This is a genomic window from Priestia sp. VA7, assembly GCF_055710015.1.
This window is the reverse complement of record NZ_JBVQPN010000001.1, coordinates 567040-579859: the sequence shown is the minus strand read 5'-3', so window position 1 is coordinate 579859 and position 12820 is coordinate 567040. Positions and strand designations below refer to the sequence as shown.

18 protein-coding genes are annotated in these 12820 nt (G+C 38.2%); 2 read left to right on the top strand and 16 right to left on the bottom strand.

Annotated elements, in window-relative coordinates:
• On the bottom strand, positions 1–495 hold the full coding sequence (coaD, locus tag AC0C45_RS03115) for a pantetheine-phosphate adenylyltransferase (protein WP_013058982.1): 495 nt from the start codon (positions 493–495) through the stop codon (positions 1–3).
• Between the two features lie 35 nt (positions 496–530).
• On the bottom strand, positions 531–1100 hold the full coding sequence (gene rsmD, locus AC0C45_RS03110; protein WP_016765455.1) for a 16S rRNA (guanine(966)-N(2))-methyltransferase RsmD: 570 nt from the start codon (positions 1098–1100) through the stop codon (positions 531–533).
• Positions 1101–1712: 612 nt separating this feature from the next.
• On the opposite strand from rsmD, the gene AC0C45_RS03105 reads away from it, so the two are divergent.
• Entirely contained in the window at positions 1713–2099 is a 387-nt protein-coding gene (locus AC0C45_RS03105) for a DUF7147 family protein (RefSeq protein ID WP_013084871.1), read from the top strand.
• Between the two features lie 79 nt (positions 2100–2178).
• Here AC0C45_RS03105 and AC0C45_RS03100 read toward each other — a convergent pair whose 3' ends face one another.
• Positions 2179–2454 (bottom strand): YlbG family protein, encoded by a 276-nt coding sequence (locus AC0C45_RS03100; RefSeq protein WP_013058985.1) that lies wholly within the window; start codon positions 2452–2454, stop codon positions 2179–2181.
• A 77-nt stretch (positions 2455–2531) separates the two neighbouring features.
• Here AC0C45_RS03100 and AC0C45_RS03095 point away from each other — a divergent pair, with 77 nt between their 5' ends.
• A complete protein-coding gene (locus AC0C45_RS03095) occupies positions 2532–2846 on the top strand; it encodes a hypothetical protein (protein ID WP_237892925.1) in 315 nt (104 codons plus the stop codon).
• Between the two features lie 5 nt (positions 2847–2851).
• Here the strand turns inward: AC0C45_RS03095 and AC0C45_RS03090 are convergent, their stop codons facing one another.
• The 13 genes from AC0C45_RS03090 to AC0C45_RS03030 form a co-directional block, all read right to left on the bottom strand.
• A complete protein-coding gene (locus AC0C45_RS03090; protein ID WP_016765457.1) occupies positions 2852–3298 on the bottom strand; it encodes a YlbF/YmcA family competence regulator in 447 nt (148 codons plus the stop codon).
• Positions 3299–3398: 100 nt separating this feature from the next.
• A complete protein-coding gene (locus AC0C45_RS03085) occupies positions 3399–3785 on the bottom strand; it encodes a carbohydrate-binding protein (RefSeq protein WP_095378770.1) in 387 nt (128 codons plus the stop codon).
• Between the two features lie 99 nt (positions 3786–3884).
• Positions 3885–4121 carry a YlbE-like family protein gene (locus AC0C45_RS03080; RefSeq protein WP_013058988.1) on the bottom strand — a complete coding sequence of 79 codons (237 nt, stop codon included), beginning with the start codon at positions 4119–4121 and terminating at the stop codon, positions 3885–3887.
• Between the two features lie 5 nt (positions 4122–4126).
• Positions 4127–4537 carry a YlbD family protein gene (ylbD, locus tag AC0C45_RS03075; RefSeq protein ID WP_016765459.1) on the bottom strand — a complete coding sequence of 137 codons (411 nt, stop codon included), beginning with the start codon at positions 4535–4537 and terminating at the stop codon, positions 4127–4129.
• Between the two features lie 82 nt (positions 4538–4619).
• Positions 4620–5207 (bottom strand): lipoprotein heptaprenylglyceryl N-acetyltransferase LhaT, encoded by a 588-nt coding sequence (lhaT, locus tag AC0C45_RS03070; RefSeq protein ID WP_047930810.1) that lies wholly within the window; start codon positions 5205–5207, stop codon positions 4620–4622.
• A 136-nt stretch (positions 5208–5343) separates the two neighbouring features.
• Positions 5344–6111 (bottom strand): menaquinol-cytochrome c reductase cytochrome b/c subunit, encoded by a 768-nt coding sequence (locus AC0C45_RS03065; protein WP_013058991.1) that lies wholly within the window; start codon positions 6109–6111, stop codon positions 5344–5346.
• A 110-nt stretch (positions 6112–6221) separates the two neighbouring features.
• Positions 6222–6896, bottom strand: coding sequence for a menaquinol-cytochrome c reductase cytochrome b subunit (gene qcrB, locus AC0C45_RS03060; RefSeq protein WP_013058992.1), 675 nt, complete (start codon positions 6894–6896; stop codon positions 6222–6224).
• A 3-nt stretch (positions 6897–6899) separates the two neighbouring features.
• Positions 6900–7400: a QcrA and Rieske domain-containing protein gene (locus tag AC0C45_RS03055; RefSeq protein ID WP_013058993.1), complete on the bottom strand. Its 501-nt coding sequence runs from the start codon at positions 7398–7400 to the stop codon at positions 6900–6902.
• 204 nt (positions 7401–7604) lie between these two features.
• Positions 7605–8063, bottom strand: a complete 459-nt coding sequence (locus AC0C45_RS03050) for a YpiF family protein (protein WP_230586508.1) — start codon at positions 8061–8063, stop codon at positions 7605–7607.
• A gap of 117 nt (positions 8064–8180) precedes the next feature.
• Positions 8181–8726 carry a ReoY family proteolytic degradation factor gene (locus AC0C45_RS03045; RefSeq protein WP_013058996.1) on the bottom strand — a complete coding sequence of 182 codons (546 nt, stop codon included), beginning with the start codon at positions 8724–8726 and terminating at the stop codon, positions 8181–8183.
• Positions 8727–8823: 97 nt separating this feature from the next.
• Positions 8824–10086: a tetratricopeptide repeat protein gene (locus AC0C45_RS03040; protein WP_306437809.1), complete on the bottom strand. Its 1263-nt coding sequence runs from the start codon at positions 10084–10086 to the stop codon at positions 8824–8826.
• 253 nt (positions 10087–10339) lie between these two features.
• Positions 10340–11629 (bottom strand): 3-phosphoshikimate 1-carboxyvinyltransferase, encoded by a 1290-nt coding sequence (gene aroA, locus AC0C45_RS03035; RefSeq protein ID WP_047930811.1) that lies wholly within the window; start codon positions 11627–11629, stop codon positions 10340–10342.
• 21 nt (positions 11630–11650) lie between these two features.
• Positions 11651–12751 carry a prephenate dehydrogenase gene (locus AC0C45_RS03030; protein WP_034649092.1) on the bottom strand — a complete coding sequence of 367 codons (1101 nt, stop codon included), beginning with the start codon at positions 12749–12751 and terminating at the stop codon, positions 11651–11653.
• Positions 12752–12820 lie beyond the last annotated feature (69 nt).

Here is a 12820-nt window from a genome sequence, read left to right as displayed (position 1 = left end):
TTATTTTTGAGACAGCTGTTCAAATTTTTCCGCAAGCGCTTCTCTAACAGGAGGAGGAACTAATTCAGAAATATTCCCCCCATATTTAGCTACTTCTTTTACAATACTAGAACTTAAAAACGAGTATTGATTATTTGTCATCATAAATAACGTTTCGATTTCTTTATCTAATACGCGATTTACAGATGTAATTTGCATTTCGTACTCAAAATCCGATACTGCACGTAAACCTCTTAAAATGGTCTTTGCCTGCTTTTCTTTTGCATATTCCATTAATAATCCGCTGTACGACTCTACTACCACATTAGGAAGTGATTTTGTTACTTCTTTCAGCAAAGCTACTCGCTCTTCCCCTGTAAATAGAGGACTTTTTGAAGAATTATTTAAAACAACCACATAAATCGTATCAAATACATTTGCGCCTCGTTTAATAATATCAAAATGCCCATTTGTAACTGGATCAAAGCTTCCTGGACAAACAGCTATACTGCCCATACGTATCCCCTTTCTACATCTAACAGCTCATTGATTTATTCAACTGATTCTTCTTTTTTGTATGTATAAATAGAAACACCAATGATACCGTACGTTTCGCTTTTTATTTTTTCAAATAAACCAATCTCATTATCCAAATGTATATCATGAGAATGCTCCGCTACAATAATTCCTGTTTTTGCTAGAAGGTTTTCTTCACTTACCGTTTCGATAAGCGCTTTCAACTTTTGTGCTTTATACGGTGGATCAAGCAAAAGTAAATCGACAGTCAGTTCCCTTTTCTTTATCGCTTTCAGTGCACGTTCTGCATCATTTCGATACACTTCAGCGCGGTCTTCTAACCGGCAAGATGCTAAGTTTGCTTTAATCGTCTGAATCGCTTTGCCATCCCGATCCACAAAAATGACTTTATCTATTCCTCGGCTTAGAGCTTCAATTCCCAAGCCACCGCTTCCACCGAACAAATCAAGAGCTGTTCCACCTTCAAAAAACGGTCCAATCATATTAAAAATAGCTTCTTTCACCTTATCTGTTGTAGGGCGGGTTGAGTATCCTGGAACCGCCTTTAACGCATGGCCTTTATATAAACCTGCTACTACTCTCATCCTTATCACTACCTTACTTTTACTTCCTTATTCTTCATTATCCTAACATATTTTGAATTACAAAGACTAGCAAAAATCCTCAATTTATTCAATGCTGTATACATTCTGTGCAATAACCCAGCAGCTTGCTTTTATGCTGGACTTTTACAGCCGTGTCCTTAGATACACTGATTCTTTTCTAAAAGATACACCTATGAAGATTATTCGGCATTTCGTTCATAGAAGAATTCCTTTACTTTAATATGTCATAACAAACGTAAATTTACCCTTTTTCTCTGTTATGTTATCAGTCTTTTATGTATTAAAAAGTGAATTTCACGAGACAGGTATATGAACATTTAAAACGGACATACTGACTAGTAACAACATCATCTAACCGATGTTGTTGCCAACCGCGGAGAAGACTTACGTTTCCCCATAAGTTCTTCCTCCGGTTTCTCCTCTCCCTTTGCCTTCATCAAGGTGCTTGTAATCGCAGAGGTGATTATACCCCTTTATTGAAGGGCCCTACAATGAGTAGTTGTAGGGATTTTTTTATTTACTCTTAAAATATTCAGTGATACATTAAACTACGTGAGTTTGCTTTTTTAATACATAAAGGGGGAAATACATATGATTCAGCGTTTTATTGAGCTCGGAGAAGGGTATTCAGATATTTATGAGCTGTTAGAGATTGTCAAAAGCAACAAACACCGTCTTGCTCATCTTATTATGCTGCGAACAGTAAAAGAAGATCGACAAGTAGCTTCTTTTGTCGCTGTCTTGCACCCAACAGCTGAAGGGAATTTCCAACCGCTTTACGTTTGCCGAGAAGGAATTGTTTTAAAACAAAACGACAGCAAGCGCGTTGAGTTATTTAAACGAGCTGCTGAGGAAGCGGGAAAAGAAATTGTGGTACTCGATGTCAAACCATCTACTACATTTCCAGAAACAGCACTCTACTATCAGCACCTTATTGGCATTTTGCGAATGAACCGCTTTATTCCGCCAATGCAATAATCTCATCTGATCCCTGGCTATTCGTTTACGAAGGGCAAGTAAAATAAAAAAAGGAATGTAAATAACATTCCTTTTTTGTTTAAATTCCTATCTTATAGTCATATTCCTTCGCCTTATCCGGCTTTGAATTTTCGAATTCTGTTTTTAAAAACGGCCGATAAGAAGGATCTACTTTCTTCACAAAAGGTAGAGACTGAAGTTTATGGATTGTTTTTTCAATGCCATCTTGGTTGCAATATAAGACAACATACTTTAATTCTTTAGATACGTAATGTACATTTCCGTACTTTCGCAATGCTTTTGCTTGCTTAACAGAATGCACATACGCCACAATTCCTTGACGTTCAACAAACATATTTAGTTCCCCTTTTGCATACGTTATATTGGTTTTCTTTATCATAAATTCTTTTATATGAAGTAGGTGCTTTATGTATGAATTTAGATGATATCTGGATGTTCTTTCTTACTCATTTTAACGAGCAGAGAGCTATTGAACAAGTCATTTTCAAAAAAATCACAAATATACCCTTTTTGTATATAAACACATCAATTAAGCGTAGAAAAATAGATGAGCTTCTAGAAGCTTCATCTATTTTTGCTACATCCAATACAAATGCTACGTGGCGCTCAACTTTTGTCAGAAGTCAGCATCTTACTTATGTTTATCAGCACAGGTTTTACGTTCCACAGCGTAAAATGGCCTGCTGCGGAAATTCCTGTGCTGATTGCGTTCGATTTATACAGTGAACGGCTTATGCGCTGCACCCACAGCTTCCACCAGATCCGCAGCCACCGCCGCAGCTGCTTCCCGTATCAAAAAACGGATTTCCCGTTGGTACTTTCACATGCTCTGAAACAGCTTGACCAAGGATAACGCTAATTTCATCAAGCAGCTTTTGTAATTCACTTTCTGCTTTTTTGAACGCAGCGATTGTCGCGTGTAAATCAACTTGACGCTTTACATCACGTACTTGTCTCGTAATGGTTTTATAATCAGGATGATATTTTCCAAATCGCTGAACATCCTCATACTGTTCCTTTATTTTCACAAATTCAGCAATTAATGCCTGTGCATGTGAATCTTTATTTAATCTATATAAACATTGACGATAGTTCTCGGCTACGTCTGATTGTAGCACCATGTTCGCTACGTGATCAGACTCATCGAGTAATTCAACAGTTCTCATTGTTGTCAGCATGGCTGTGCACCTCCGTTTTTATCTTATCACGTTTTGGATCTAAAGAAAAAGAACTTGCTAAAACAGCTTACACTGATTTACTACAAGTTCTACTTTTTAACTATATAATTTCAACCGTAAAGGTATTCCTCACTTGATAACTTTCTTCTTTAGATTTCATCAGTTCAATCGTAACAGTATGAGATCCTTTTGAAAGATCACTTAAAACAAAGGCTGCTTGCTTCATTTCTTTAAATGGTTTTCCATCTACTGTAATTTGAAGGAATCCACTCTCTGTTGAAAATGAAAACCCGCTTAGAATACATTCGACGTATACATTCTGTCCTTTCACATGCTGGTGTACCATCAGTGAAGGTTTTGTATTCATTGTACCAAACGTTTCAGCTGCCCGCGGTTGAGAGGAAATTTTAGTTTCAGGTTTTGGTTTATCATGGTTGCATCCTAGCAGAGAAACTACACATAAGGCCGTCGTTAATAGTAAGCGCATAATACCATTCCTTTATCATTCGTTTCTCCATAGTGTTTACAAACTCTTTGTTTTTACTCATGACGTGCAAAAATCTCTGCATCGCTATGTATGCAGAGATCATTGATTTTTCATGGACTGAAACATATGAAACATCATGTTTGCCATTTGAATCGAATTCGAAAACTTTTCGACTTTATGAGGAATCGTTTGTTTGTAGTAGTGCTTAGATTCTAATTCAAATTTCTCCAGTTCTTCAGGATTTCTAGATAAACGCCGGTACCACATTGGCTGTTCACGAACAAAGTCGTTGAGTTTAGGACGAGACTGCATATACTCGTATATATCTTTTCTCATTGCGTTTAATCTTTCCTAAAGCCAAATGGATTCCCTGGCCCGGAAGCTGCTCCTCCACCGGATGGCTTAGATGGCTGAAATTGCTGCAGTACTTGTTGAATATTCGAAATAGCTGAATTTACATTTGTGATATGATTTTGCATTTGATTCAAGTCCATGTTTTTCAGCGAGGATACAATTGTACCCATAATATCTTTTTTCTCCTCTGTCGCAGCAGCTGGTTCAGTCTTTGCACTTTCTTCTGAACGATATGCCTCCCACATTGGATCTTCTGCACCGAATAAATACCAATCTTCATAAAACTCTTTCCACGTTTTTTGCTGCTTTCGAACCTGTTCTACTAATTTTGGATGTGATTTTACAAATTGTTTAAATTCCACAACGGACGGATGAAGCTCTCGTTTGGTTTCCTTCACAGTCACTCACCTCATACTTAAATATAGCCTACTATATCTTAGAAAAAGAGAGCTCGTTTCGTGCACCTATTTCAAAAAATTTTTATAGCTGTTTTTTCGAAGAAGCACGAACTGTGAACCAGTATGTAATGAAAATAGATAAAATACTTAGCCAAAATGTAAAATAGCCAATTTCAGACATATACGCATTGAGCATGCTGTATCTTGGCATCATAGAAAAAACGTAATCAATGATATCATTATGTACGGCCCATACAGCGGCAACAGCTAAATGCCATAATTTAATCCGGTAAAACGGCACGTATAAAAGCCCTTGAAAAGCCATTGCTGCATGAGAAGCCATTAACATAAGCATCATCCAATCAATGTATCCTGTTAACACATAGACCAATACATTCATTATGACGGCCCAAATCCCGTATTTAAACAGCGTGATCATGGCTAAAGCTTCAAACAGTGAAAAATGCTTTCCAAGTAAAAGACCGATAAGTACAATAACAAAAAACAAGCTTGCCGTTGGACTATCAGGCACAAATAATAAAAACTTCTTAGGTGTTTCCGCTAATTGACTTCCATACCAAATATATCCATAGATTGTTCCTAGTATATTCACAATCAGCAAAAGCGTTAAAAAACGCTTATCTTTTAAGGTATACCATAACCAAGCCATTTAGAAAGTCTCCTTTACATTTAATCTCTTCTTTATTATGTACAGTTTTTGAACAATAGCAAGCACCTATCTTATTGATGTAAAACACAGCATTAAATAAATTCAAAAAAAAAACCAGCCCTTTGGCTGATTTTTACTATTCTTTCCCTAAGTTGCCGACAAATTCCGAGAGCGTTTTCAATTCTTTATCTGAACCTTTGAAAACACCTTTTGGCATATTGCCTTTACCATTTTTTGCGATATTGGCGATTTCTTCAGGAGATAAATCAATTCCTGTTAAAGCTGGAGCCGCAGGGCCTCCTTGTAAATTATCACCATGACAGGTCAAGCACGTTTGCTCTTGCATGATTTTGTAGCCTTCTGAATTTTTGTCAATCGCTACTTCTTCTCTAATTTTCCCTTGCTCTTCACGCGCTTTCCAATCCACCTGTGTCGCTGACTGCCACGTTAGGAAAAAGACTGCTGCTATAGCCAAAAGCATGAATCCTGTTGCAAACGGCCTCTTAGCTGGTCGTCTTTCTGGCCCTCGATCAATGAACGGAGCAAGCATTAATGCGCCAAATGCAATCCCTGGAATAATAAATGCACCTATAATATTATATGGACCAGAAGCAAATGAATATTTAAGCAATTGATATAGGAACAAAAAATACCAGTCAGGAAGAGGCAAGTACCCCGTATCAGTCGGATCGGCAATACGTTCAAGAGGAGATGGATGAGCGATGGTTAAACATAGATAACCGATTAAAAAAACTGCCCCTACCATCCATTCTTTTAGTAAAAAGTTTGGCCAGAATGCTTCTGTTTTCCCTGGAAATTCAGAGTAATCTTTTGGAATATTGGGTTTTCGTTCTGCAGGAACACGTGAATCTCCAACAAACTTCATCCCTTTACCACGATGCATGTTCTCCCTCCTTTTTCTCACTGTTCTAGTGAAAGTACTAACAACGGAGTATGTGCTTGATGCATATGATGACTAGTGTGATTGAATACTTGAATAAAGTGTATAAAATTTTATAGTGGTCCTGAAATTCCTTGTTTACGAATCATTAAGAAGTGGGCACCCATTAAGCCAAGTAGAGCTCCGGGTAAAAAGAATACGTGAATGGCGAAAAAGCGAGTTAGTGTTTGAGCACCAACGATGTCTGGATGTCCTGAGAGTAATGTCTTCACTTGCTGGCCTATAATTGGTGTGGATTCAGCAATTTGCAAACCTACTTTCGTTGCAAATAGCGCTTTCATATCCCACGGCAACAAATAACCTGTAAAACCTAAACCTAACATAACAAAGAAAATTAACACACCCACAATCCAGTTTAACTCGCGGGGTTTTTTGTATGCTCCTTGGAAGAAAACACGCAGTGTATGTAAAAACATCATGACGATAACCAAACTTGCTCCCCAGTGATGCATACCTCGAACAATTTGTCCGAAAGCGACTTCATTTTGCAGATAATAAACGGATTCCCATGCATTTTTTATATCTGGTACATAATACATGGTTAAAAACATGCCTGATAAAATTTGAATAACGGTAACAAAAAACGTTAATCCACCAAAACAATACACAAATGCTGAAAAGTGATGTGCAGGATTTACGTGCTCTGGCACTTCATGATCGGCCACATCTCGCCATAAAGGAGTAATATCTAGCCGTTCATCCACCCAGTCATAGATTTTATTCAACATTTTCTATGCCCCTCCTTGTGGTTTGGCTTTTCCTAGATATAACGTACCGCCTTTTACTTTTTGAACGTATACATCTAACGGTCCCATCGGTGGTGTCCCCGGTACATTTTTACCGCTTTTTTCATACATTCCCCCATGACAAGGGCAGTAGAAACGGTGTGGATAGTTTTTGTCACCAGCCCAGTTAACCGTACAGCCTAAATGCTTACAAATTGGTGACAGCGCGACGATTTCACCTTTATCAGTTTTGTACACCCAAGCCGATCTTGGCTCTTCTGATTTATGCCACGCATCCACTTGCTTGATTTTAAAATCGACACGTTTCGGCTCTTTTGTAATGTCTTTAACCTGCGCCACAGCTACTAAATCCTGACCCGCTTCTTTTTCTAAAATTGGATCTACTGCGAAGCGCACCATTGGCATTAACATTCCAGCAGCCATAAATCCCCCTACACCAGTGAGCGTATAGTTTAAAAACTGTCGTCTTGATACCCGATCACCCATGCTTTTCCCCCCTTTAAAAAAGTTCAGTCCAGAGAATTTTGGACACATGATGGACCATTCTATTAAACTAGGACATAATCATGATATATTAATATTTCTGGAAGGTCAATACAATAAAAACCTAAAACATGGAAATAATCTTTATTTTTCTAAATTTTTCGTCATTATTTTGTTTGCGCTTCCATTACTTATTCTACAGTCTTTTTAAACACTCCATTTCTCTAAAAAAATCGGCAGGAGCTGTTGAACTTGTTCATGTATGAGCGTATACTTATGCGACTCGTCTATATGCTCAAGCGGTAAAGCAGGTATCCAAATGCAGTGAGCCCCTATTTCTTTTTCATATTGCAGCCAGTCTCGGTCGCTAGTAAGCACAAAAAGATGTTTGACTTCATTGTCATTTATATGCTCATTCCAACGAAGTAATGTTTCATAAACAGCAGCTACTCCATCTTTTTTTAAATATGTAAAACTAGGTGTTAAAATCACTCTTCCTTTAAATTGCCTCTCTAACTCTTCAGTAAGAGCAGTCGTATATTCACTCATAGATGCAGTAAGCTTTAAATCTTCTCCGAAATCAATCGGAATGAGTGGAACCAATACAGTATCAACATAACTTTTGGATTGTAAGTATACATCCATTTCCTTGGCCTGAAGCTTCAACTTCCTTCTCCTCTCAGCAAGCCCGCTAAAGCTTGTCTTATTTATTTTCCAAAATGAATAAGGAGATAAAAAAAGAGATTGACCTTTTTCTAAGAAGCTAGCCAATCCCTCATTTATCTACTGTACATAATGGTTATTTAAATATTCGCTTAAGCGCTGAAATTCCTCTTTATCGTTTTCATCTAATGCTTTATCAATTAGTTCCATGATTTTTGATCGCTGAAACTTCTGAATAGATTCTTCCAATATTTGCTCAGCTAATACTCTGTCTTTTTCATTTGTTTGATTAGCTTTTGGCATATACGGATTGTCTTCCAGTACAGCCACATATTGAGGCGATGAATACAACGATCGGAAGTTTAATTGAATATAAATGTCTTCTTCTCGATTCAAACGAATATCATGAAATGATTTTTCTGCATCAGTTGTCATGATATTTTCTTTATAGAAACGAAATGGAGGGTCTTCCACACAGTGCGTAGACATCACCATCCCGCGAGGACAAAACTGTGCTTGCTCAACGAAGTGAACTCGTTTCATCAATTGATCATGGCTCATCAAATAATTTAAAATCCATACACATTCTCTTCGCTTCAGCTGATAATTCGTTAAAAACCAGCGAACAAATTCTTTTTTCTCGTTGACAGTAACAGGGGTCGTCATATTCTCACTTCCCTCCTCTGTGTTTAAACTCTCAGTTAAAACACCTTTTACAGTTATTTATTCCACACGGCAGCAATAAAATCCTCTGAACTATTATTTATTCTTCTAATTGAAATAATATGTCTTGAATTTCATCTACTGTTGGATCCATTGCTAATAAGGCTTGGAAAATCCCCTTCGCTTTCGAGCGCTGTCCTTCTTCTAATAAGAAGTAGCCATACTCTTCTAAAAACCCATACTCTTCTTTAAAAACAGTGTATGCAGATTCGTAGTATTTTAGCGCTGCTTCATAATTTTCTAATTCTTGGTGAGCTTTTGCTAAATCCCATTCAAAATGAGGGTCATGCTCATTATATTCTTTGGCGTGCTCGATATTCTCTACTACATCTTCATATCTCTCTTGACTCATATAAAGTTTAGAGAGAGTTAAAATGGCTTCAATATACCCTGGATCTAGTGCAATCGCTTGTTGAAATGCCGATTCAGCCTCTTCTTCTAGACCGCGCTTTAATGCTATCTTCCCTTTAAAAAAGTAAAGTTCTTTTTGAAATTCATCCTGCGCAATACCTTCGTTAACAGCCACCGCAGCCTCTTCTAGCATCTCTTCATGCTCATATGATTTTGCTAAATATAAATAAAGAGAATGGTACTCACGGTCTAGCTCTTTTAGTTCTGTGAACTTTTCAATAGCGGTCTGATAATGACCTGCTTGATACGCTGAAATCGCATATTCAAATAGTGTGTTAATCTCAAGCTTATCTTTTAGCGCTTGATCAAAGTAAGGAAGCGCTTCTTCGAACTGACCGATACCTGCTAAACTTTCAGCTAATCGCTGACGAAGATCTGTGCCGTTAAATTCTTTTTCTGTTTTTAGCAGCGTTTGATAAAAAGGAATCGCCTTTTGATAAATTCCTTGACTGCTGTAAAATTCACCGAGCCCAAAATCTATAACCGGCTCATTTGGAAGCATTTTTTTCGCTTCCATTAACTTTTGCTCACTTACTTCACTAAGGCCTTGCATTTGATATAAGTCAGCTACAAGAAGCAGAGCTGGCACGTAGTTATCATCTTCGCTGCTAATTTGATTTAAAATATGAATCGCTTCTTCTTCTTCTTCTAAATCGATAAGCATTTCAGCTTTTAATAAATACAGCTCGCCTTCTTCTGGGTATTTAGCGATGAGCTCGTCTATTAAAGGCAGCGCATCATTTACTAGTCCCCACTCTTGAAGCTGTTCAGCCATTAAAAATTTTTCTTCGTCTGTAGCTTTATCTTTCAATTCATGAATAAGGGCAAGACCTTTTTCAATTTCATTGGATTCTACGTAACCTATCGCGCGGTCTAGTTCTTTCACACACAATTCTCCTTTATTATTACATTCACTTTTTATATACAAATAAAACGAATTAATTTTCTATTCTTTTCAAACCGAAGCAAGAACACATGCTTCTATACACCATGATAAAATAGTTTGAGCGTTTGTTCAACAAATCAATTTGAATACGCTTACATTTTTCGAATAAAAATCCGAACGAGTTTGATTCTCTATTAAGAATATCAATTCATCGTTCGGATTTTCCTTCAACCAAAATGCGCTTGTTCCAGCCTCTTTCTTATTCGCTTAGTTTATCAAGATCTTCAAAGAAAGTAGGATAGGAGACGTGAATAGCTTCACTTCTCATTAGTGTTACCTCTCCCGTTGCAATGGCTGCTGCGACCGCAAGCATCATTCCAATTCGATGATCTCCATAGCTGTCTACTTCACCACTTTTTAGAGCCGCCTTGCCTTCAATGATGAGGCCATCAGCTGTTGGAGTAACAGAGGCACCGAGCTTGCTTAACTCCGTTGCAACCGTATCGATACGGTTCGTTTCTTTTACTTTTAATTCTTCGGCATCTTTAATAACTGTTTTCCCATTGGCCTGAGTCGCCAAAAGAGCGATTACTGGAATTTCATCAATTAAACGAGGAATTACATCCCCTCCAATTTCAATCCCTTTCAACTGAGACGTTTCAATCGTCAAATCGCCAATAGGCTCTCCATTTTGAATACGTTCATTAGAAATTGTAAGGCGTGCACCCATTTGCTGAAGCACATCAATAATACCTGTTCTTGTAGGGTTGAGTCCGACGTTTTTCAAAACGATTCGGCTGTTTGGAACAATGGCTCCTGCAACAAGAAAGAACGCGGCTGAAGAAATGTCACCAGGTACGTATACATCCGTTCCGCGCAGAGATTGTCCTCCTTCAATGCTTACAGTCGTTCCATCTACCTCTACGTCTACTCCAAAGGCGCGAAGCATACGCTCTGTATGGTCCCGTGATGTAAAAGGCTCGGTTACTTTTGTTGTGCCTTCCGCATGAAGTCCCGCTAGTAAAATCGCTGATTTTACTTGTGCACTTGCTACAGGAGAATGGTAATGAATTGCTTTTAAAGCTCCTCCTCGAGTGGATAAAGGCGTATATTGGCCGTGCTCACGCCCATCAATCTTTGCACCCATAGAGCGCAGGGGCACCGTAACGCGGCTCATAGGACGCTTGGCAATCGACTCATCTCCAATTAGAGACGTATGAAATGGCACACCTGCAAGAATCCCAAGCATTAAACGAGTAGTCGTTCCTGAATTTCCTACATCTAAGATAGAAGCAGGTTCACTTAACCCTTCGATACCTTTACCTTCTACTTCGACATACTCGTCTTCTCTTTTAATCGATACGCCCATCTTTTCAAAACACGAAATCGTACTTAAGCAATCTTCCCCTGCTAAAAAATGATTAATCGTTGTTTTCCCTTCTGCCATCGCTCCGAACATCACAGCTCTGTGAGAAATCGATTTATCTCCAGGAATAGAAATTTCTCCTTGGAGAGATGAAAGATTAGTTTTTAATTGTTTTCCACTCATTTCATTCACACCTTTCGTACATTAAGAAATAAACGTCTGATATTGATGCTGATGGAGACACGCTCTTGCCCGCTTTCTATCTTCCTCTGTTTGAAAGCTCAAACGTAATACTCCGTATATGTCTTCTCGTGTTTCTAAAATTCGAATGTTTGTAATACTGATTTCATCTTCTGCTAAATAACCCGTTACTTCTGAAATAATCCCCGGATAGTCAGGAACATCCACATAGAGATCATAAAAGGATGGAATCGCTCCTTTGGTTCGTACAGGAAGCTGATCTCTAAATTGTTTTGCTTGTGAAAAATATGTATAGATATCGTTCGCGTCTTTTCGTTCGATCATATTTCGCACGTCGTTCATTTCTTCAAGCCAGTGGTCAAACATTGAAAGAAGCGCATCCTGGTTATGAAGCAAGATATCTCTCCACATCGCTGGACTGCTTGAAGCAATACGTGTAATATCACGAAACCCTCCAGCTGCAAGCTGCGAAACTAGCTGGTTGTCTTGTTGGTAATATTCTGCTTGATGAACAAGGCTTGCAGCAATAATATGAGGAAAATGGCTGATGACACCCGCTAATTTATCATGTTCTTTTGGTGACATCACAATAATTTTAGCTTTTGTACCACTTAGCAATTCCTTTAAACTGCCTAAAGCCTGCGAAGAAGTAGAAGATGAAGGTGTTAATACATACATTGCATTTTCAAACAAATGAGCTTTAGAAGCAGCTACTCCGCTTTTATGAGACCCAGCCATTGGGTGACCGCCGATAAACTCAATACCTTTAGCAATAAGAGCTCCCGCTGTTTTCACGACCTCTTCTTTTGTACTTCCTACGTCTGTGACGATAACAGACTGTTTAAGCGTAAAATATTCTAACTGTTTTAGCACTTCTGCTGCTTGAGTGACCGGAATGGCAATAACAATATAATCCGCTTGCTCCGCGCCTTGTTGTAAAGAAGAAGCCGCTTGGTCAATTACACCTAGAGTTTTGGCAAGCTCCAGCTGCTCTTGATTAATGTCAAAACCTATTACATCAAGATGATGATGCGTCTTTTTTATATTAAGTGCCAGCGATCCTCCAATTAACCCCAAACCTATAACAAAAACATTTTCTTTCACTTTCCTTCACCTCATTGTACATATGAAGATGAGAGTGTGAAATCACACTCTCATCTTTTACTATATTAG